Genomic DNA, 23,397 nt, shown 5'->3' on the forward strand with positions numbered 1-23,397 from the left:
AGGGGGTCAGTCGCGGGTCCCGGCGTGGCGCACGAGCGCTTCCAGTGCGCGGAACCACGTCTCGCCCAGGTCGCGGACGGCGTCCTCGCCGAGGAGACCGGCGGCGAAGGACCAGTGCGCGGCGAGGCGCGGTCCCTCGGGGCGGTCCTCGGTGAGGGCGTTGAGGGTGAGGGCGTGGGACATCGGCATGTCCGGGTCCGCGTCGAGGTCGGCCGCGTCCTCCTCGGGGGCGTAGGACCAGTCGGCGTCCTCGGCGTGCCCGAAGCGGCCCATGTAGTTGAACTCGATCTGCGGTTCGGCCAGTCCGGCGAGCATGGAGGCCGTGGTCGGGTTCAGGTGGCGCAGGAGCCCGTGGCCGGTGCCCGCGGCCGGGAGGGTCGTGAGGTGCGCGCGGACGCGGGCCACGGCGGCGTCGAGGTCGCCGTCCGCGAGGACGCCGGGGTCGAGGCGGACGGGGATGACCGTGGTGAACCAGCCGACCGTGCGGGAGAGGTCGGCGTCGCCCGCGATGCCCTCGTCCCTGCCGTGTCCCTCCAGGTCGACCAGGACCGGGCCGCCGGGCCCGCCCGGCGCGCCGAGCACACGCGCGCGCCAGTCGCCCACCGCGAGGGCGAAGGCCGTGAGCAGCACGTCGTTGACGCTCGCGCCGAAAGCGGCCGGGACGGAGCCGAGCAGGGGCCCCGTGAGGTGCGGGGGCAGGGTCAGGGAAAGGGAGCGGGTGGTCGCCACGGTGTCGCGCGCCGCGTCGAGCGGGCGGGACAGCGGGAGGCCCGCGCCCTCGGCGAGCACCTCGGTCCACCACGGCAGTTCGTCGGCTGTCGCGGGGTCGGCGGCGCGCGCGCCGAGCAGGCGCGACCAGCGGGCGAAGGACATCTCGACGGGGGCGAGCGCGGGCGCCCGGCCCTCCCGTACCGCCTCCCAGGCGGCGGCGAGGTCCGGGAGGAGCGCGCGCCAGGAGACGCCGTCGACGGCGAGGTGGTGGACGAGGAGGAGCAGCCGCCCCGCCCGTCCGGGCCCCGCGTCGTACCAGACCGCGCGCACCATCGCCCCGGCCTCGGGGTCGAGACCGGCCCGCGCCTCCTCGGCGTGCGCGGCGATGGCGGCGCGCAGCGCCTCCGGGTCGTCCGCCTCGGCCCGTACGTCCGCGCGGCGCAGCCAGTCGCGTACGTCGCACTCTCCCGCCGCCGGAACCGTGAGGGCGGGCCCGGGTGTGCGGACGAGGCGGGCGCGGAGCATGTCGTGGCGGGCCGCGAGGGCGCCGAGCACGGTCAGGAGGCCGTCCTCGGTGAGGTCGGCGGGGGTGCGGACCAGGGCGGCCTGGTGGTAGGCGGCCAGCGGGCCGCCGCGCGCGAGGAGGGACCGCATGATCGGGGTGAGCGGGATCGTGCCCGTGCCGTCGTCGTGCGTGGCGCCGCGCTCGCCGGGAGCGAGCGCGCGGGCGTGGGGGGCGAGCGCGGCGACGGTGCGGTGCTGGAGCAACTGGCGCGGGGTCAGGCGCAGTCCGGCGGCACGGGCGCGGGCGACGACGCGCATCGCGATGATGCTGTCCCCGCCGAAGGAGAAGAAGTCGTCGTCGGTGCCGACCGCCTCGGCGGGCAGGCCGAGCGCCTCGGCGAAGAGGTCGCGCAGGGTGTGCTCGGTGGCGTTCTCCGGGGCACGGCCGCCGCTCGCCGCGGTGAAGTCGGGGGCGGGCAGCGCGGCGCGGTCGAGCTTGCCGTTGGGGAGCAGCGGCAGGCGGTCGAGGACGACGACGGCGGCCGGGACCATGTACTCGGGGAGTGTCGCAGCGGCGTGGGCGCGCAGTTCGGCGGGCTCGGGCGCGGGGCCGTGCGCGGCGGCGTAGGCGAGGAGCTGGTGGACGCCGGGGCGGGGTTCGCGCGTGACGACGACGGTCCGCGCCACGGCGGGGTGGCTGTCGATCGCCTTCTCGATCTCGGCGAGTTCGACGCGGTAGCCGCGGATCTTGACCTGGTCGTCCGCGCGTCCCGCGAAGCGCAGCAGCCCTTCCTCGGTCCAGCGGGCGAGGTCGCCGGTGCGGTACATGCGCTCGCCCGCCGGGCCGTACGGGTCGGCGAGGAAGCGTTCGGCGGTGAGCGCGGGGCGGTCGAGGTAGCCGCGCGCGAGGCCGGGGCCCGCGAGGTACAGCTCGCCCGTGACACCCGGCGGCACGGGGCGCAGCGCGGTGTCGAGGACGTAGGCGCGCGAGCCGTGCACGGGGCGGCCCACGACGGGCTCCCCCGGGCTGTCGGCGACGCGGCCCACGAGCGCGTCGACGGTGGACTCGGTGGGCCCGTACAGGTTGACGGCCTCGGTGTCCGGGAGGGCCGCGAGCCTGCTCCACAGGGCGGGCGGCACGGCCTCGCCGCCGAAGCCGACGAGCGCGAGGGGGCAGTCCCCGTCGGGGCCGGTCAGTCCGCTGTCGGCCATTTGGGCGAGGAGGGACGGGGTGACCTCGATGAAGTCGATCGCGTGGTCGCGGACGAAGGCGGCGAGGAGTTCGGGGTCGCGGCGGGTCTCCTCGTCGGCGATGTGCAGGGCGTGGCCGTCCAGGAGCCACAACTGCGGCTGCCAGGAGGCGTCGAAGGCGAAGGACCAGGCGTGCGCGACGCGCAGGTGGCGGCGGCCGGTGCGGCGGCGCGCCCTCTCGTGGAGGTCGTGGCGGTGGCTGTGGAAGAGGCTCGTGAGGTTCCGCTGTGTGATGACGACGCCCTTGGGGCGGCCGGTGGAGCCCGAGGTGTAGATGACGTACGCGGGGTGGTGGGGCGCGGGCGGGGTGGGTTGCGCCTGGGGCAGGTCGGCGAGCGGGGTGTCGACGAGGAGGACGGGCACCCCGGTGTCCGGGAGCGCCGTCCGACGGGTGGCGAGGACGAGGACGGGGCGGGCGTCGGTGAGCTGGGCGGTGAGCCTGGCTTCGGGGAGTTCGGTGTCGAGGGGCAGGTAGGCGGCGCCCGCGCGCATGACGGCGAGGATCGCGACGAGGTGCTCGGTGGTGCGGGGCAGGGCGAGGGCGACGGTCCGCTCGGGCGCGGCGCCGTGCGCGGCGAGGACGCGGGCCAGCTCCTCGGTGCGCCGGTCGAGTTCGGCGAAGGTGAGGCTCGTGCGGCCGTCCGTGACGGCGAGGGCGTCGGGGCTCTGCGCGACCTGCGCGGCGAGGAGGGCGGGGACGGTGTGCGGGCCGACGGGTGCGGGCAGCGCGGTGTCGTTCCAGGTGGTGAGCACCTTGTGCCGCTCGGCGGGGGCGAGCAGGTCCAGCCGCCCGACAGGCAGTCCTGGCTCCTCCGCCATGCCGGTCAGCAGCTCCACGAGGGCGTCCGTGAGGCGCCGCGCGGTCGCCCCGTCGATCAGGTCGGGTCGGAACTCGGCGGTCAGCCGCAGGTGTTCGCCCGGTTCGACGGCCCACGCGAACGGGTAGTGCGTCGAGTCCCTGTGCTCGCGCACGGTGGCGCGCGGGGCGTCGCCGCGCGCGGGCTCCTCCGCGACGGGGTACGACTCGAAGACGACGAGCGTGTCGAAGAGTTCGCCGAGTCCGGCCGCGCGCTGGATGTCGGCGAGGCCGAGGTGCTGGTGCGCCAGGAGCCGGGACTGCTCGTCCTGGAGGCGCGCGAGGAGTTCGGCGGCGCTCTCGTCCTGGCGCAGGCGGACGCGCACGGGGACGGTGTTGATGAAGAGCCCGATCATCGACGCGGCGCCCGGGAGTTCGGGCGAACGACCGGCGACGGTGGCGCCGAAGACAACGTCGTCGCGCCCGGTGAGCCGGCCGAGGAGCACGCCCCAGGCGGCCTGCACGAGGGTGTTGAGGGTGACGCCCCGGGAGCGGGCGAAGGTCTCCAGCGCGGCGGTGCGGGCCCGGTCCAGTTCCCGCGTGTGGGTGTGCGGGACTGCGGCGGCCCGGTCGGGGTCGGCGGGGGCGAGGCGGGTGGGCTCGGTGAGCCCGGAGAGCGCCTCGGCCCACGCGGTCGCCGCGGCTTCCGCGTCCTGTGCCGCGAGGTGGCGCAGGTGGGCGCGGTAGGGGGTGGGCGGGGGCGGGGTGCGGCCCTCGTAGCGCTCCCAGAGTTCGGCGGTGAGCAGGGGCAGGGACCAGCCGTCGAGCAGGAGGTGCTGGTGGGACAGGACGAGGCGGTGGCGGTCCGGGCCCGTGCGGGCGAGGAGGAGACGCAGGAGCGGGGGGCGCCGGGGGTCGAAGCGGCGGCGCTCCTCGGCGAGGAGGCGGTGCCAGGTGGCCTCGGCGTTCTCGGCGGGGCCCGTCAGGTCCACGGTGCGCCACGGCAGCACCACCGTGCGCGGGACGACCGCGACGGCGTGGCCCGTGGCGAGGTGGCTGAAGCCGCTGCGGAGGTTGTCGTGGGCGTCCAGGACGTCCTGCGCGGCGGCGCGCAGGCGTGCGGCGTCCAAGGGGCCTTCGAGGTCGTACGAGACCTGCACGGTGTAGACGTCGGGGCCCTCGTCGCCGGAGTCGAGCGCGGCGTGGAAGAGGAGACCCGCCTGGAGCGGGGACACGGGCAGCACCTGCGTCCCGGCCGGAAGGCCCGCCAGCTCGGCGCGCTCGGCCTCGGTGAGGGCGAGCAGCTCCGTGTCCTCGCCCGCCTGAGCGAGGGGATCGGCCGCCGTGGCGACGGCGGCGAGTCCCGCGACGGACTTGTGGCGGAAGACGTCGCGCGGGCTGAGGGCGAGTCCGGCGGCGCGGGCGCGGGCGACGAACTGCATCGCGACGATGCTGTCGCCGCCGAGCGCGAAGAAGTCGTCGTCGACGCCGACGCGCGGCAGGCCGAGGACGTCGGCGAAGAGCGCGGCGAGGGTCTCCTCGCGCGGGGTGCGCGGGGCCGCGTCCCCGGTCCCCGCGGCGAAGTCCGGTGCGGGCAGGGCCCGGCGGTCGAGCTTCCCGTTCGGGGTGAGCGGGAGGGCGTCCAGGAGGAGGACGGCGGCGGGCACCATGTGCGCGGGGAGCGTGGCGGCGGCGTGGGCGCGCAGCGTCGCGGGCTCCACGGTGGCGCCCGGGGCGGGGACGACGTACGCGACGAGGCGCTCCTCGCGCAGGACGACGGTGGCGTGCGCGACGCCCTCGTCCGTGCTCAGGGCGGCCTCGATCTCGCCGGGCTCGACGCGGAAGCCGCGCAGCTTGACCTGCTCGTCGGTGCGGCCCAGGTACTCCAGCACGCCGTCCCGGTTCCAGCGCGCGAGGTCGCCCGTGCGGTACATCCGCGTGCCCGCCGGGCCGTACGGGTCGGCGACGAAGCGCTCGGCGGTCAGCCCGGGGCGGCCGAGGTAGCCGCGCGCGAGCTGGACGCCCGCGAGGTACAGCTCGCCCGCGACGCCCGGCGGGACCGGGCGCAGCGCCGCGTCGAGCACGTAGGTGCGGGTGTTGCGCACGGGGCGTCCGATCGGCACCGCCGCGCCGGGGGCGGCGGCCACCTCGTGCGCGGTGACGTCGACGGACGCCTCTGTGGGCCCGTACAGGTTGTGCAGGCGGCGCCCGGGCAGGACCTCGTGGAAGCGGGCCGCGAGGGGCGCGGGCAGCGCCTCGCCGCTGCACATGACCTGGCGCAGCGAGGCGCAGCCGGGCGCGGTCGGCTCGGCGAGGAAGGCGCGGAGCATCGAGGGCACGAAGTGGGCCGTCGTGACGCGTTCGCGCCGCATCAGCTCGGCGAGGTAGGCGGGGTCGCGGTGGCCGCCGGGGCGTGCGACGACGAGCGTCGCCCCGGTGACGAGCGGCCAGAAGAACTCCCAGACGGAGACGTCGAAGCCCGCGGGGGTCTTCTGGAGCACGCGGTCCCCGGCGCCGAGCCGGTAGTGGTCCTGCATCCAGCGCAGGCGGTTGGCGATGCCCGCGTGGGGCACGATGACGCCCTTGGGACGGCCGGTGGAGCCCGAGGTGTAGAGGACGTAGGCGGGGTGGCGGGGGTCGGGCGCGGGAGGAAGGGGCGCGTCGGCGGGGTGGGCGGGGACGCCGTCGAGGTCGACGCGCAGGCGCGGGACTCCGGTGGCGGGGAGCGCGACGCCGTCCGTCGTGACGAGGCACGTGGGGCGGGCGTCGTCGAGCATGTACGCGAGGCGGTCGGCGGGGTAGCCGGTGTCGAGCGGCAGGTAGGCGGCGCCCGCGCGGTGCACGGCGAGGAGGGTGACGACGAGGGCGAGGGAGCGCGGGAGGGCGACGGCGACGGTCGTCTCGGCGCCCGCGCCGTGCGCGGCGAGCGTACGGGCGAGGGCGTCCACGCGCCGGTCGAGTTCCGCGTAGGTGAGCGAGGTGTCCTCGAAGACGAGCGCGGTCGCCTCCGGGGTACGGGCCGCCTGGGCGCGGAACGCCTCGGGGAGCGGGAGGTCCCCGCCCGCTTCCCCGGTGGCGTTCCACTCGGTGAGGACGCGGGCGCGTTCGTCCTCGCGCAGGACGTCGAGCGTCGCGAGCGGGCGGTGCGGCGCGGCCGCGACCTGTTCCAGGAGGGAGACGAGGCGCGCGCCGAGGAGTGCGGCGGTGTCCGCGTCGAAGAGGTCGGCGCTGTACTCGATCCAGCCCTGGATGCCCCCGCCCTCGCCCCGCTCCACGAAGTCGAAGCTGAGGTCGAACTTCGCGGTGTCCTGGCCGACGCTCTCGCGCCGCGAGGCGAGCCCCGGCAGGAGCGGTGCCTCGGCGCCCTCGCCGGCGAGGTGCACGACCATCACCTGGAAGAGCGGGTGCCGGGCGAGCGAGCGGGCGGGGTGCAGGGCCTCCACGAGGCGTTCGAAGGGGAGGTCCTGGTGGGCGTAGGCGGCGAGGTCGGTCTCGCGGACGCGGGCGAGGAGTTCGGCGAAGGTCGGGTCGCCGGACAGGTCCGTCCGCAGCACGAGGGTGTTGACGAAGAAGCCGACGAGTTCTTCGAGCGCTTCGTCGGCGCGGCCCGAGACGGGCGCGCCGAGCGGGATGTCCTCGCCCGCGCCGAGCCGGTGCAGGAGGCTCGCGACGGCGGCCTGCGCGACCATGAACATGCTGACGCCGTGCGCGCGGGCGAGGGCGCGCAGGGCGCGCTCCAGCTCCGGCGTGACGGTGAAGCCGACGGTGCCGCCGCGCCCGCTCGACTCGGCGGGGCGGGGCCGGTCGGTGGGGAGGTCCAGTTCCTCGGGGAGCCCGGCGAGCGCGCGGGTCCAGTGGTCGAGCAGCCCGGGGCCGGTCTCGGCGAGGAGGTCCCGCTGCCACAGGGTGTAGTCGGCGTAACGGGCGGGCAGGGGCGCCCAGTCGGGGGCGCGGCCCTCGGCCCGCGCCGCGTAGGCGGTGGCCAGGTCGGCGCGCAGGGGACGGTCCGACCACTCGTCGGTGGCGATGTGGTGGAGGACGAGGAGCAGGACGTGCTCCCCGGGCCCGGTGGGCGCGAGGGCGGCGCGCAGCGGGAGGTCGCGGGCCAGGTCGAAGGGGCGGGCGGCCTCGGCCGCGAGGTCCTCGTACCGCACCGCCCTGAGCGGGACCGGGGCCTTTTCGGGTGACAGGACCCGCTGGTACGGGACGCCTTCGGCGGCCGGGAAGACCGTGCGCAGCGGGGCGTGGCGGGCCACGACGTCCTGGAGGGCGGCTTCGAGGGCGGCCCGGTCGAGGTCGCCGGTCAGGCGCCAGGCGGTGGGGAGGTGGTAGGCGGTGCCGGTCTCCTCGACCTGCTGGAGCAGCCACAGCCGCTGCTGCGCCGAGGAGAGCGGGAGGCGCGCGGGGACGGGGCGCGGTGCGGCGAGTGCGGGGCGCGCGGGGCCCGTCGCGGCGTCGATGCGGGCGGCGAGGCGCGCGGGGGTCGGCGCGTCGAAGACCGTGCGCGGGGAGAGGTCGGCGCCGAGCGCCGAGCGGACGCGGGCGACGAGGCGCATCGCGGTCAGGGAGTGGCCGCCGAGGGCGAAGAAGTCGTCGTCGGGGCCCACGTGCGCGTGGCCGAGCACGGCGGCGAACAGGCCGCACAGCAGTTCCTCGCGCGGCGTGCGGGGCAGCCTGCCGCCGCTCGCCGCCGGGGACGGCGGGGCGGGCAGCGCCGCCGTGTCGAGCTTGCCGTTGACGGTACGGGGCAGCGCGGCCAGGGGGACGAAGGCGCCGGGGACCATGTGGTCCAGGAGCGCGGCGGCGCAGTGGGCACGCAGCTCCCCGGCCTCCACCGTGGTGCCGGTCGCGGCGACCACGTAGGCGACGAGGCGGTCCTCACGGACGACGACGGCGGCGGCCGAGACGGCCGGGTGGCGCGTCAGTACGGCCTCGATCTCACCGGGTTCGACGCGGAAGCCGCGGATCTTGACCTGGTCGTCGGCGCGCCCGAGGAAGACGAGCGTGCCGTCGGCGGCCCGGCGCACGAGGTCGCCCGTGCGGTACATCCGCGTCCCCGCCGGGCCGTACGGGTCGGCGACGAAGCGCTCGGCGGTCAGCCCGGGGCGGCCGAGGTAGCCGCGCGCGAGGCCCTCGCCCGCGAGGTACAGCTCGCCGGGGACACCGGCAGGGGCCGGGCGCAGGGACGCGTCCAGGACGTGGGCGCGGGTGTTGTCGAGCGGCGCCGCCCACGCGCCCTCGGCGGTGTGGTGCCAGCCGTAGGCGTCGACGGCGCACTCGGTGGGGCCGTACAGGTCGTGCACGGCGGTGTCCGGGAGCGCGGTGAGGCGCCGCCACAGGGCGGGAGGCGTCGCCTCGCCGCCGACCGCGAGGACGGCGGGGACGTGGCGCTCGCGGTCGGCGGGGCCCGTCTCGGCGAGGAAGCCGTGGTGGAGGAGTTCGCGCAGGTACGTCGGGGTGAGGTCCGCGAAGTCGACGCGCGCGTCCGTCAGGCGGTCCAGCAGCGCCTCCGGGTCGCGCATCGTCGTCTCGTCCACGACGTGGAGCTCGTGTCCGGCGAGGAGCCAGAGCAGGGGCTCCCAGGAGCCGTCGAAGCTGAACGAGGCGGCGTGCAGGGCGCGCAGGAAGGCGCGGCCCGTGGTGCGCGCGGCGGGGGTGATGAGGTCGCGCAGGTGGGCGGCGTAGAGGTTGGACAGGCCCCGGTGGGTGCCGATGACGCCCTTGGGACGCCCGGTGGAGCCGGAGGTGTAGATGGTGTACGCGGCCTGATCGGGGTGGGGTGCGGGCGTGGGTACGAGGTCGCCGGCCTCGGCGGTCGCGGGTACGTCCAGGAACAGGCGTGGCACTCCCGGCGCCTCGGGCAGTTCCGCCGCGTGCTCCGTGGTCGTCACGAGGCACACCGGTGCCGCGTCGGCGAGCATGAACTCCAGGCGCTCGGCCGGGTGCGCCACGTCGAGCGGCAGGTAGGCGGCCCCGGCGGCGAGGACGCCGAGGAGCCCGGGGACCATCTCCTCGCGCGGCAGCGCGAGCGCGACGACGGCCCCGGGGGCGGTGACGTGCGGGCGCAGGCGGGCCGCGAGCGCGGTCACGGAGGCGTGCAGCGCGGCGAAGGTGGTCCGGCGCGGCGCGGTGCAGGGCCCGGTGACGAGGGCGGTGGCCCCGGGGACGCGGCGGGCGGTGTCGGCGAGGATCTCGGGCACGGAGCGGAACGCGACGGGGTGGGCTGTGTCGTTCCAGGTGCCCGTACCGTCCCAGGCGCCCGTCTCGTCCCGGACGCCCCCGGCCTTCGCGTGCTCCTCCGGCGTCAGGATGTCCAGCTCGCGCAGCGGCACGTCGGGGGTGCGGGCCGCGCGGTCCAGGAGGAGGACGAGGCGTTCGGCGAGGAGCGCGGCCGTCCCGGGGTCGGCGAGGTCGGTCGCGTACTCCAGGAGCAGCGTGATGCCGCCGTCCGCGTCGGAGGCGTCGACGAAGGTGAAGTCGAGGTCGAACTTGGCGGTGCCCGTGTCCATGTCGTACCACTCGGCGGGCAGTCCGAGGAGCGTGGCCGCGTCGCCCTCAGGGCGGTGGTGGTAGCCCAGCATCACCTGGAAGAGCGGGTTGCGGCCGGGGACGCGGGGCGGGTTGACGGCCTCCACGAGCCGGTCGAAGGGAAGGTCCTGGTGCTCGAAGGCGGCGAGGGACGACTCCCGTACGCGGGCGAGGAGTTCGGCGAAGGTGGGGGTGCCCGAGAGGTCGGTGCGCAGGACGAGGGTGTTGACGAAGAAGCCGACGAGGTCGTCGAGCGCGCCGTCGGTGCGCCCGGCGATGGGCGCGCCGAGCGGGATGTCCTCGCCCGCGCCGAGGCGGTGCAGGAGCGCGGCGGTCGCGGCCTGGAGGAGCATGAACATGCTCGTGCCGCTCGCGGCCGACAGCTCGCGCAGGGCGCGCCCGGTCGCGGCGGGCACCTCGCGGCGCACGACGGCGCCGTGCCCGGTGGGCTCGGCGGGGCGCGGCCTGTCCAGGGGCAGGGCGAGCTCCTCGGGGGCGCCGTCGAGTGCCCGGGTCCAGTAGGCGAGTTGCTGGTCGCCGAGCCGTTCCAGGAGCTGTTCCTGCCACAGCGTGTAGTCGGCGTACTGGACGGGGAGCGGGGCCCACCCGGGGGCTGCGCCCCGTGCCCGCGCGGCGTAGGCGGTGTCGAGGTCGGTGAGGAACGGCCGGTCGGACCACTCGTCGGTCGTGATGTGGTGCAGGACGAGCGCGAGCACGTGGTCCTCGGGGGCCAGCTCGAACACCTCCGCGCGGACGGGGAGTTCGCGCGTGAGATCGAAGGGGCGGCGCTGCGCGGCCTCGATGAGCGCGGGCAGTTCGGCCTCGGTGCGCGCGCTCACGGTGAGCGGCGGGTGTGCCTCCTCGGCGGGCACGAGGCGCTGGTAGGGCTCCCCCTCGCGCACCCCGACGAGGGTGCGAAGCGCTTCGTGGCGCACCGTGACGTCGTGGAGCGCCTGGCGCAGCGCCTCGGTGTCGAGGGCGCCGCGCAGCCGTACGACGAGCGGGAAGTTGTAGGCGGGGCTCGCGCCTTCGAGTTCCCGTACGAGCCACAGGCGGCGCTGCGCGGCGGACAGGGGGACGCGGCCGGGGCGCTCCGCGTGGGCGGTGAGCGCGGGACGGGCGGGCTTCCCGGTGTGCGCGCGGGCGGCGAGGAGTGCGGGGGTGGGGGCCTCGAAGAGGTCGCGGATGGCGAGTTCGGTGCCGAGTTCGGCGCGGGCGCGGCTGATGAGACGGGTGGCGAGCAGGGAGTGGCCGCCGAGGTCGAAGAAGTTGTCCTCGGCCCCGGCCTCCGGCAGCCCGAGCACGTCGGCGAAGAGGCGGCACAGCACCTCCTCGCGCGGGGTGCGGGGTCCGCGCCCGCCGCCGAGCGCGACGGCCGGCTCGGCCTCGGGCAGCGCGCGGACGTCGAGCTTGCCGTTGGCGTTCATGGGCAGCGCGTCGACGGTGACGAAGGCGGCGGGGACCATGTAGGCGGGCAGGGTGCGGCCCAGGTCGTCGCGCAGGCGGCGGACGAGCGCGGCGGTCCCGCGCGCGGCCGTGGGGTCGTTGGTGTACGGGGCACCGGAGCCGCGCGGGCGGTACAGGCCCCCGGCGAGCCGGGGCGCACCGCTCCCCGGGGCGAGGAACACGGCCTCGTACGCGCCGTCCCGCACCGACCAGGTGGTCAGCACGCGGCGGCCGGCGGCCTCTCCGATGCGGTGGACGGACTCGGGGGCGACGCCGTCCGCGCGGGTGCGGCCGTCCGGGATGCCGGTGAGGCGCAGGGCCTCCCCGGTTCCGCCGAGCAGCCTCGCCGCGTCCTCCTCCGTCGTCCAGGCCGTCTCCCGCACCGCGCCCAGGTCCGCGTCCGCCGGGCCCGCGTGGAGGACGACGTCGTAGCGGTACCGGGTCAGTTCGTTGTCGTGGTGACCGCGCTTGGTGCGCAGGTCGGCCGCGTAGCCGAGGCTCGTGAAGTAGTCCGGGTCGACGAGGAGTTCCTTCTCCAGGCGCAGGCCGCGCGCGACCGCGCGCTCCAGGTCCTCGGGGGCGGTGCCGCGCGCCCGCTGGACCTCGGTGTGGAAGGCGCGGGCGAGGCGCAGGTTGCGCACGTCGCCGACGAAGAGGGCGCCGCCGGGGGCGAGGAGGCCCATCGCGCCCTCGATCACGGCGGTCAGGTACTCGACGCCGGGGAAGTACTGGACGACCGAGTTGATGACGATCGTGTCGAAGTAGCCGGTGGGCAGGCCGCTCAGGTCGTCGGCGGGGCGGCAGCGCAGTTCCACCCGCGCCGCCAGCTCCGGGTCGGTGGACCGCAGTTCGGCCTCGATCTTGCGGATGACGGGCGCGGCGATGTCGGTCGCCCAGTACGCCTCCGCGTCCTTCGCGAGCCCCGAGAGGAGGAGCCCCGAGCCGACGCCGATCTCCAGGACGCGGCGCGGCTCCAGGGCGCGGACGCGGTCGAGCGTGGCCGCGCGCCACTCGCTCATCTCCGCGAAGGGGATGGGCTCGCCGTCGTAGGAGCTGTCCCAGCCGTCGTAGCGCTCGGTGGAGACGGCGGTGCCGATCTTCTCGTACTCGTCGGTGTAGATCTCGCGCCACTCGCCGACCTGCGCCTCCTGCGCGGCGGTTCGGGCGTCGGCCTCGGCGCCGGAGGGGACGACGTAGCCGACGAGGCGGTCCTCGCGGACGACGACGGCCGCCTGCGCGACGAGGGGGTGGCGGCTGAGCGCCGTCTCGATCTCGCCGGGCTCGACGCGGTAGCCGCGGATCTTGACCTGGTCGTCGGTGCGCCCGAGGTAGTCGAGGTTGCCGTCGGGGCGGCGGCGCAGGAGGTCCCCGGTGCGGTACATGCGGGCGCCCGGCGCGCCGAAGGGGTCGGCGACGAAGCGTTCGGCGGTCAGCCCCGGACGGCCCAGGTAGCCGCGCGCGAGCCCGGTGCCGGCGATGTACAGCTCACCGGGCACCCCGTCGGGCACGGGGCGCAGCCAGGCGTCCAGGAGGTGGGCGCGGGTGCCCCGAATGGGGCGGCCCACGGTGGGGGTCGCGCTGTCGGGGGTGCCGCCGCCGAGGGTGTTGATCGTGTACTCGGTGGGCCCGTACAGGTTGTAGCCGTAGGTGCCCTCGGTGTCGCGCAGGGCCGCCCACACGGTCTCGGGGACGGCTTCGCCGCCGAGCAGGACGAGCGGGGGCACGTGCCCTTCGAGCAGTCCCTGCTCGATGAGGAGGCGCGCGTAGGTGGGGGTCACGTTGACGACGTCCACGCGGTGCTCCGCGCAGTAGGCGACGAGCGCCTCGGCGTCGCGGCGCAGGTCCTCGTCGCACACGTGGACCTCGTGGCCCTCGACGAGCCAGAGCAGTTCCTCCCAGGACATGTCGAAGGCGAAGGAGACGGTGTGCGCGATGCGCAGGCGACGGCCCCCGGCGGCGGCGACGGCCGGGGCGAAGACCTCCTTCTGGTGGTTGATCTGCATGTTCGTCAGTCCCCGGTACGGGGTGACGACGCCCTTGGGGCGGCCGGTGGAGCCGGAGGTGTAGATGACGTACGCGGGGTGTTCGAGGCTGAAGCGGCGGCACACGGGGGTGTCGGGCAGCGCGGCGAGTTCGGCTTCCACGGCGGGGTCGTCGAGCAGGAGGCGCGGGGTGTCCCCGGCGAGCCTCGCGGAGACCTCCGTACGGCTGAGCAGGAGCAGCGGGCGGGCGTCGGCGAGCATGTCCGCGAGCCGGTCGGCGGGGTGGTCCAGCTCCAGGGGCAGGTACGCGGCGCCCGTGCGCAGGACGGCGAAGAGCGCCACGACCATGTCGAGCGAGCGGGGCAGCGCGAGCGCGACGACGCGCTCGGGGCCGGCGCCGCGCGCGATCAGCAGCCGTGCGGTGCGGTTGACGGCCGCGTCGAGCGCGGCGTAGGTGAGCGTGCGCGCGCCGAAGACGAGGGCCGTGGCCTCCGGGGTGCGGGCGGCCTGCTCGGCGAGGAGGTCGGCGACGGTCTTCTCGGGCACCTCGGCCTCGCTCGCGGCCCGCTCGGCGCGCAGCGCGGCGTCTTCGGCGGGCAGCAGCGCGTCGAGGGAGCCGACCGGCGCGGTGAGATCGGCGCTCAGGCGGTCCACGAGGAGCGTGAAGCGGTCGAGAAGGGCGTGCGCCCGCTCGGCGGGGATCAGGTCGGGGCGGTGGCTCAGCGAGACGGTGACGCGCTCGCCGGGGGTGACGACGAGGGTGGCCGGGTAGTGGGTCGCGTCGACGTTGGCGACGGCGCTCGCGCCGTGGCGGGTGCGGAGGGCTTCGAGGCGGTCCTCGGTGTCGTTGTCGCGCAGCACGAAGAGGGTGTCGAAGAGCTTGCGGTGCCCTGTCTCGGCCTGGAGCACGCCGAGGCTGAGGTGTTCGTACGGCATGAGGCCGAGGCGTTCGTCCTGGACGCGGCGCAGCAGGCCGAGGACGGACTCGGCGGGGTCGAGCGCCACGCGGGTGGGGACGGTGTTGAGGAAGAGGCCGATGATGCGGCCGACCTCGGGCACCTCGCTGGGGCGGCCCGCCACGGTCGTGCCGAAGACGACGTCGGTGCGCCCTGTCGCGGTGGCGAGGGTGAGTCCCCAGGCGGCGTTGAGGAAGGTGTTGAGGGTCAGCCCGTGGACGCGTCCCGCCTCGCGCAGGCGGGCACCGAGCGCGGCGGGGAGTCGCACGTCGAGCTGTTCCGGGATGACGGGTTCGAGCCCGTCCGGGGCCCCGGGCGCGAGGAGCGTCGGCTCGTCGAGCCCGGCGAGCGCGGTGCGCCAGGCGGCGGTGGCGGCGGTGTCGTCCTGGCGGGCGAGCCAGGTCAGGTAGTCCTGGTAGCTGCCGGGGGCGGGCAGCGCACGGGCGTCGCCCCCGTTCTCGTAGAGCGCGAACAGCTCGTCGAGGAAGAGCCAGGCGGACCAGCCGTCCCACAGGATGAGGTGGCGGCCGATGACGAGCCGGTCGCCGCGCGCGTCGCCGAGGCGCAGGAGGAGCAGCCGGAAGAGCGGGGGCGCGGACAGGTCGAAGCGGCGGGCGCGCTCGGCGTCGGTCAGCTCCCTGACGCGGGCGTCCTGTTCCTCGGCGGGCAGCCCGGAGAGGTCCACCTCTTCGAGCGGGACGGCCGGGGTCTCGACGATGAACTGCGCGGGCGCGTCGAGTCCTTCGCTCGTGAAGCCGGCGCGCAGGCCCGGGTTGCGGTCCAGGAGGGTGCGCACGGCGGCGCGGAGGCGGCCGGTGTCGAGGCGGGTGGCGAAGTCGAAGGTCTCGTGGACGGTGTAGACGTCGAGGGCGCCCTCGTCGTACGCGGAGTGGAAGAACAGGCCCTCCTGGAGGGGAGCCAGGGGCCACACGTCGGTGACGGCGGCGGGGGCGGCGAGCGCGCGGAGGCGGGCGAGCGCGGCCTCGGGGAGGACGAGCGACGCGGCGGGCCCGGCCGCCTCGGGGGCGGTGCGCGCCGGGGCGCAGTGCGCGGCGACGGCGGCGGGGGTGCGGTGGGTGAAGATGTCGCGCGGGCTGACGTCGAGCCCGGCGGCGCGGGCGCGGCTCGCGACGCCGATGGAGCTGATGCTGTCGCCGCCGAGCCGGAAGAAGTCGTCGTCGGGTCCGAGGTCGTCGAGGCCGAGCACGGCGGCGAAGACGGCGACGAGCGCTTCCTCCCGCGCGTTCGCGGGGGCGCGGCGCACGGCGCGCGCGGCCTCGGGCGCGGGCAGCGCGGCCTGGTCGAGCTTGCCGCTCGGGGTGAGGGGCAGGTCGGCGAGGACGACGTAGTCCTCGGGCACGAGAGCGGCGGGCAGCGCACGGGCGAGCGCGGCGCGCAGCGCCTCGGGCTCCGGCTCCGGGGTGCCGATGGCGGGGACGACGTAGGCGACGAGGCGCTGTTCGCGGACGAGCACGGCGCCGCGCGCGACCGAGGGGAGGCGTGTGAGGGCGGCTTCGATCTCGCCGGGTTCGATGCGGTTGCCGCGCAGCTTGACCTGCCGGTCGGTGCGGCCTAGGTAGTCGAGCGTGCCGTCCGGACGGCGGCGCACGAGGTCGCCGGTGCGGTACATGCGGGCGCCCGGCTCGGTGGCGTACGGGTCGGCGACGAAGCGCTCGGCGGTGAGCGCGGGGCGGCGGTGGTAGCCGCGGGCGAGCTGGACGCCGGTGAGGTACAGCTCGCCGGGGACGCCGTCGGGGACCGGGCGCAGGCAGGGGTCGAGGACGCGCAGGCCGGTGTTCCACACGGGGCGGCCGATGGGCACTGTCGTGCCGGGGGCGCCGTCGAAGGCGTGGTGCGTGACGTCGACGGCGGCCTCGGTGGGCCCGTACAGGTTGTGCGGGGGCACCCCGGTGAGCGCGGTCCAGCGGGCGGCGGTGTGCCGGGACAGGGCCTCCCCGCTGCTGAACACGAGCCGGAGCGAGGCCGCCCAGGACGGGTCGGCCGTCACCTCGTCGGAGGCGAGGAACGCCTCCAGCATCGAGGGGACGAAGTGCATCGCCGTGACGCCCTCGGCGCGCACGGTGCGGGCGAGGTAGGCGGGATCGCGGTGGCCCTCGGGCGCGGCGAGGACGACGGCCGCTCCCTCGCGCAGCGCCCAGAAGAACTCCCACACACTGACGTCGAAGCTGGCGGGGGTCTTCTGGAGCACGCGGTCGGCGGCGGTGAGGCCGTACGCGCCCTGCATCCAGGCGAGGCGGTTGGCGAGCGCCCGGTGGGTGACGACGACGCCCTTGGGGCGGCCCGTGGAGCCCGAGGTGTGGATGAGGTAGGCGGGGTGGTCGGGACCGGCCTCCGCGTACGGGGCGGCATCCACAGGCGAGGTGGCCGCCGGGTCCGGGGCGTTCGCGTCGTCGTCCGGGGCCGGGTGCCCCTCGCCGTCCACGAGGACCGTGGCGAGTCCGTGGCCGGCGGGCAGGCGTCCGGCGTCCGCCGAGGTCGTGACGACGGTGCGGGCGCCCGAGTCGGCGAGGACGTGGGCGATGCGCTCGGCGGGGTGGTCGAGGTCGATCGGCACGTACGCGGCACCGGACTTGAGGACGCCGAGCAGCGCGACCATGAGTCCGGCCGAGCGCGGCACCGCGACGGCGACGAACTCCTCGGGCCGGGCGCCCCGGGCGCGCAGCCGCCGGGCCAGCGCCTCGGCCCGGGCGTCGAGCGCGGCGTAGGTGAGACGTGTCCCCTCGTGCACGACGGCGGTCGCCTCCGGCGTGCGGGCGGTCTGCGCGGCGACGGCGGCGGGGAGCGTGAGGGGCTCCACCTCGCGGCCCTCGCCCGCGCCGAGCGCGGCGATGCGGGCGTGCTCCTCGGCGCCGAGCAGGTCCAGCGCGGCGGCGGGGCGCGCGGTGTCGTCGGCGAGCGCGTCGAGTACGCGGGTGAGGCGCTCGGCGAGCAGGCGCACCGCGTCCCCGTCGACGCGTGCGGCGTGGTGCTTGAGCCGCAGGTCGAGGCGGCGGCCCGGCTTCACGACGAGGGCGAGCGGGTAGTGCACGGCGTCGTGGAAGGTGTGCCCGGTGAGGCGGACGGTGCCGGTGGGGTCGCTCAGGCCGGTGTCGGCCGGGTAGTTCTCGAACACGACGAGGGTGTCGAAGAGTTCGCCCTCGCCCGCGTGACCGGCGAGGCGCTGGATCTCGGCGAGCCCGAGGTGCTGGTGGTCGAGGAGCGTGCCCTGCTCGCGCTGGAGGCGTTCCAGGACGGTGCCGAGCGAGTCTCCGGGGGCCCAGACGAGGCGGGTGGGCAGGGTGTTGATGAAGAGGCCCGCCATCGACTCGATCCCGTCCACGGCGGCGTCGCGCCCCGACACCGTGGTGCCGAAGACGACGTCCTGACGGCCGGTGAGCCCGGACAGGAGCAGTCCCCAGGCGGCCTGCACGACGGTGCCGAGCGTGACGCCGTGCGCGCGGGCACGGGCGGTGAGGCGCGCGGTGGTGGCCTCGGGCAGTGCGACGCGCACCTGGGCGGGCTCGATGGGCCCGGCGGGCGGGGCGGCGACGAGGCGGGTCGCCTCCTCGACCCCGGCGAGCGCGGTGCGCCAAGCGGTGCGCGCGGCCTCGCGGTCGGCGCGCGCGAGGTGGGCGAGGTGGGCGCGGTACGGGGCGACCTCGGGCAGCGCGGCGGGCTCGTCCCCGTACAGCGCGAGGAGTTCGCGGTGCAGGACGGGCAGCGACCAGCCGTCGGCGACGATGTGGTGGAAGGTGAGCACGAGCCGGCTGTGCGCCTCGTCGAGGCGGATCAGGGCGCAGCGCAGCAGGGGCGGGTGCGCGAGGTCGAAGCGGTGGGCGCGTTCGGTGGCGGCGACGGCCTCGGCGAGGGCGGGGTCGCGGCCCGTGAGGTCGGTCTCGCTCCAGGGGAGGTCGAGGCCGGTCGCGACGACCTGCGCGGGGCGGCCGTCCGGGAGCGGGCGGAAGCAGGCGCGCAGCGGTGCGTGGCGGTCGAGGAGACGCTGCGCCGCGCGGCGCAGGAGGGTCGCGTCGACGGGGCCCTCAAGGTCGATGACCTGCTGGACGACGTAGGCGTCGTGCGCGGCGCCGTCGAGCACGGCGTGGAAGTAGAAGCCCTCCTGGAGCGGCCCGAGCGGCAGGACCTCGGCGATGTCCAGTGGCCCGGGGCCCTGGAGCGCGGCGAGTTCGGCCTCGGTCGGCGGGTCCCAGGGCAGGTCTGCGGGGTCCTGCGCGGTGGCGGAGGCGGTGCGCGCGGCGGTGGCGAGCTGGGCGACCGTACGGTGCCGGAAGACGTCGCGCGGGGTCAGTTCGAGACCGGCGCGGCGGGCCCGGACGAGGAGCTGGATGGCGACGATGCTGTCCCCGCCGAGCGCGAAGAAGTCGTCGTCGGCGGTGACCGAGGCAAGGCCGAGCGTCTCCGCGTAGAGGCGGCACAGGAGGCGCTCGCGCGCGGTGCGCGGGGGCCGGCCGGTGCTGAGGAGCCCGTAGTCGGGGACGGGCAGCGCGGCGGCGTCGAGCTTGCCGCTCGGGGTGACGGGGAGGCGGTCGAGCGGGACGAAGGCGGCGGGCACCATCGAGGCGGGCAGGGCCTCGGCGGCGTGGGCGCGCAGCGCGGCCATGAGCGCGGCGACGTTGCGGAAGGGGGCGGGGCGGTTGGCGTGCGGGTGGGGGCGGCCGGGGAGGTAGAGCGGGCCCGCCGGGGGCTCGCCCGCGGGGGCACCGTCCCCCGCCTCCGGCGCGAAGACGGCGTCCACGCTGCCGTCCTCCGCGTCGGCCGCCCAGGTGAGCGCCGCGCGGTGGCCGTGGCGTACGGCGGTCTCGTGGAGGGTCTCGGGGTCGATGCCGGGGCCGCCCGTGCGGCTGCTGTCGTCGAGCCTGCCGAGGGCGGCGAGGTCGGGGGCGAGGCGGGCGTTGGGGATGCCGGTGACGCGCAGGGGCGCGGTCCGGGCGGCGAGCGCGGCGCCGAGCGCTTCGGGCGTGCCGAGCGCGGACCACGGCAGCGTCTCGGGGACGGGCGCGGCCGGAGCGGTCCCGGGCCTGAGCACGACGTCGTAGCGGTAGCGCGTCAGCTCGTTGTGGTGGGTGCCGCGCTTGACGCGTATGTCGGCGGCGAAGCCGTCGAGCGTCGCGAAGTAGTCAGGGTCGAGGAGGAGTTCGCCCTCCCAGGCCACGGCACGGTCGACGGCGGCGCGCAGTGCCTCCTTGTCGTCGGCGGGGGTGCGGCCGGCCTCGATGGCGGCGGCGAGGGTGCGGTGCAGGCGCAGGTTGCGTACGTCGCCGACGAAGAGCGCTCCGCCGGGGGCGAGGAGCCGGGCGGCCGAACGGAGCACGCCCGTCAGGTAGTCGGCGCCGGGGAAGTACTGGACGACGGAGTTGACGACGATCGTGTCGAAGTGCCCCTCGGGCAGCCCGTCCAGCTCGTGCGCGGGACGGGCGCTCAGCGTGACCCTGCCCGCGAGCGCGGGAACGGCGTCGACCTGGGCGCGCAGGGCCCGGACGGCTTCCTCGGAGAGGTCCGTGCCCCAGTACTCGGCGCAGTCGGGGGCGAGGCGGGACAGGAGCAGCCCGCTGCCGACGCCGATCTCCAGCACCCGCCGGGGGCGCAGCTCCCTGATGCGGGCGACGGTCGCGTCCCGCCACTCGCGGAGGTCGTCGAGCGGCAGCGGCCTGCCGTCGTACATGCTGTTCCAGCCCGCGAAGTTCTCCTCGAAGCCCTCCGAACCCGCAGCGGAGTAGAGGAGTTCGTGCACGTCCTTCCACTCGGCGAGGGCCTCGTCCGCCTCCGCGGCGAGCGAGGGGACGACGTAGGCGGCGAGGCGGCGGTCGCCCGGGCGGTCCTCGCGGACGACGACGGCGGCCTGGCCGACGGCGGGGTGGGCGCGGAGCACCGACTCGATCTCGCTGGGCTCGACGCGGAAGCCGCGGATCTTCGTCTGGTTGTCGGCGCGGCCGTGGAACTCCAGGCGTCCGTCCGCCTTCCAGCGCACGAGGTCGCCGGTGCGGTACAGCCGCTCGCCGGGGGCGCCGAAGGGGTCGGCGACGAAGCGTTCGGCGGTGAGCGCGGGGCGGCCGAGGTAGCCGCGCGCGAGCCCGGCTCCTCCGAGGTACAACTCGCCGACGACACCGGCGGGTACGGGGCGCAGCGCGGCGTCCAGGACGTAGGCGCGGGTGCCGGGGTCGGGGACGCCGATGGGCACGAGGGTGCCGGCGGGCGTGTCCGGGTCGCACAGGCCGAGGGTGGAGTTGGTCGTCGCCTCGGTGGGGCCGTACGCGTTGAACATCATCCGGCCGCGCGCGTAACGCCCCACGAGTTCGGGCGAGACGCGCTCGGTGCCCGCCAGGAGGGTCGCGGTGGGCGGCAGTTCGATGTCCTCGGGCATCGCGGCGAGGAGGGCGGGCGGCAGGATCATGAAGGTGATGCCGTGCGCGTGCGCGTAGTCGGCGAGCGGGGCGCCGGGGACACGGCGGTCGGCGGGGACGACCACGAGCCTGCCGCCGGAGAGCAGGCCGAGGCACAGGTCCCAGAAGGCCACGTCGAAGCTGGGCGAGGCGAACTGGAGGACGCGGCTGTGCGGCCCGGTCCCGAAGCGCTCGCGCTGTGTCGCGACGAGCTTGGCGACACCGCCGTGCGAGAGGACGACGCCCTTGGGGCGCCCGGTCGAGCCCGAGGTGTAGATGACGTAGGCGGCGTGCGCGACGGTGAGCCCGGCGGCGGAGGCGGGGTCGTGCGCGGGATGGCCCGCGAGTTCGGCGACGGTCTCCGGGGCGTCGAGCACGAGGGCCTCGGTACCGTCGGGGAGCGGGGGGAGGTCAGGGAGCGTGTCGGCGGTGGTGACGAGGCAGACGGGGCGGGCGTCTTCGAGCATGTAGGCGACGCGGTCCGCCGGGTAGTCGGTGTCGACGGGCAGGTAGGCGGCGCCCGCCTTCAGCACGGCGACCTCGGCGACGATCATGTCCGCCGAGCGCGGGACGGCGAGGGCGACGACCCGCTCGGGACCGGCGCCCCGGGCCACAAGGGCGTGGGCGAGGCGGGCCGCGCGGGCGTCGAGTTCCGCGTAGGTGAGCTGTTCTTCCTCGTGGACGAGGGCGATCTCGCCGGGGCGCGCGGCGACCTGCTCGGCGAACAGGCGCGGCCAGGTGAGCGCGGGCACGTCGTGGGCGGTGGCGTTCCACTCGACGAGCACGCGGTGGCGCTCGGCCTCGTCGAGGAGCGCGAGCGCGGCGAGCGGGGTGCCGGGCCGGGCGCTCGCGTCGGCGAGGAGGGTCGCGTAGTGGCCGAGGACGCGGTCGACGGTGGCGGGCGTGAAGAGCGCGGTGGCGTACTCGGCGCGGATCTCCTCGTCGGTCACGGTGAGGGCGAGGTCGAGCGGGCCGCCCTCGTCCCAGGCGGCGGGCCCGAAGCCGGTGGCGCACAGCACGGTGCCGCCCCGGCCCTCCTCCGGGGCGAGCAGGGCGAGGAGCGCGGCGGTGGGCAGCCGGTGGGCCTCGGCCCGCGCGCGGACCTCGGCGACGTGGGCGCGCAACTCGGCGAAGGTCAGGGCCCCGTGGACGGTGAGGCGCAGCGGCAGCCCGTCGTACGCGACCGTCAGGTCCCGCGCGCCGCCGCCGTAGCGGTGGAGGAGGGCGACGAAGGCGGCGAGGCGGGTGAGTTCGTCGGGGGCCTGGGCGGGCGCGGCCGTCCCGGCGGAAGGCGTATCCGTCCCGGAGGAAGGCGCGGCCGTCCCGGCGGACGGTGTCGCCGTCGTCCCCTCGGTGCCCGCGTCCGTCCCAAAAGCCCGCGTACGCACGGCGCGTGGGCCCCCCGTGCGCGGGTGCGGGAAGTCCTGCGGGAGGGAGATACCGGGGACCTCGGCGGCGAAGCGCCCGGTCCAGTAGTCCTCGGCCGTCGTGGACGCGGTGGCAAGGGATTCCCGGTTACGCGTGTTGCCCGACACAGCTGTGCGCGCCTCCTGATCGGTACGGAGCGGCCCAAGCGGAACCGCGACCTTCCGCATAGTAAGGTAAGGGTTGCCTAACTCAACAGGGCATCAGGGGGGCGACTCACGTCACAGCGACTGAGGTTACGCTTACCTAACCTGTGTGCGCGGGCACCGGCGTCGGCGACGCCGGCGGTCCAGGGCCACGACGGTGCCGACGGCGGAAGGCGGGAACGGCCTTGACCACGGCGGAAGGCGGACAAGGGCATGGAGACCGGCACGTGACCTCAGGCGGAAGACTTCGCACCACGGCCCTGGTGGCACTCCTCGTCGCCCTGCTCGTGGTCCTGTCGCTGCTCTCCGTGGCGCTCGGGGCGCTGAGCATCCCGCTCGGCGACGTCGTGCGCACCCTCGCCGGGCGGCCGCCCGACCGGCTCACGGACAACGTGATCTGGTCCGTGCGCGTGCCCCGCACGCTGCTCGGCCTCACAACGGGCGCGGCGCTCGGCATGGCGGGCGCGCTCATGCAGGCCCTGACGCGCAATCCGCTCGCCGATCCCGGGATTCTCGGCGTGAGCGCGGGCGCCTCCTTCGCCATCGTCGTCTCCGTCGCCGTCTTCGGGGTCGCGTCGCTGTACGGCTACGTGTGGTTCGCCTTCGGCGGTGCCCTCGTCGCCAGCGTCGTGGTCTTCCTCCTGGGACGCCTGGGACGGTCGGGGGCGACGCCGGTCAAACTGGCCCTCGCCGGAGTCGCCGTCACCTCGCTGCTCTCCTCGCTCACGAGCGCCGTCGTCCTCACCGACGAGGACGCCCTGGACCGGTACCGCTTCTGGTCGGCGGGCACGCTCGCCGACCGCGACGCGGGCGACCTCACGCGCGTCCTGCCGTTCCTCGCCGTCGGCGCGCTGCTCGCCCTCGCGTGCGCCCCCGCGCTCAACAGCCTCGCGCTCGGCGACGACGTGGCCGCCTCGCTCGGCAGGCGGCTCGGGCTCGTACGGCTCCAGGGGGTGACCGCGATCGTGCTGCTCACCGGGGCATCGGTCGCCGTCATCGGCCCCGTGGTCTTCCTCGGTCTCGTCGTCCCGCACCTCGCCCGGGTGCTCGCGCAGTGGGCCGGGACCGGCCCCGACCACCGCTGGCTGCTCCCGCTGTCGGCCGCGCTCGCGCCCGTCCTGCTCCTGTCCGCCGACCTCGTGGGGCGGATGGTGGACCGGCCCTCGGAGATCCAGGCCGGGGTCCTCGTCGCCTTCATCGGCGGGCCGTTCTTCATCGCCCTGGTCCGCCGCCGGAAGCTCGCGGAGGTATAGC

The 23,397-nt window shown here is 76.2% G+C and carries 2 protein-coding genes; one reads left to right on the forward strand and one right to left on the reverse strand.

The features are described 5' to 3' along the window. Positions 1 to 6: 6 nt before the first annotated feature. Positions 7 to 22,107: a non-ribosomal peptide synthase/polyketide synthase gene (locus tag IF99_RS0100395; protein ID WP_030994239.1), complete on the reverse strand. Its 22,101-nt coding sequence runs from the start codon at positions 22,105 to 22,107 to the stop codon at positions 7 to 9. Between the two features lie 299 nt (positions 22,108 to 22,406). On the opposite strand from IF99_RS0100395, the gene IF99_RS0100400 reads away from it, so the two are divergent. Then, positions 22,407 to 23,396, forward strand: a complete 990-nt coding sequence (locus tag IF99_RS0100400; protein WP_037826205.1) for an iron ABC transporter permease — start codon at positions 22,407 to 22,409, stop codon at positions 23,394 to 23,396. The last annotated feature ends 1 nt before the right edge of the window (position 23,397 follow it).

The sequence above is a fragment of the Streptomyces sp. NRRL F-5630 genome (assembly GCF_000719475.1).
In the GTDB taxonomy this organism is placed as follows: Bacteria; Actinomycetota; Actinomycetes; order Streptomycetales; family Streptomycetaceae; genus Streptomyces.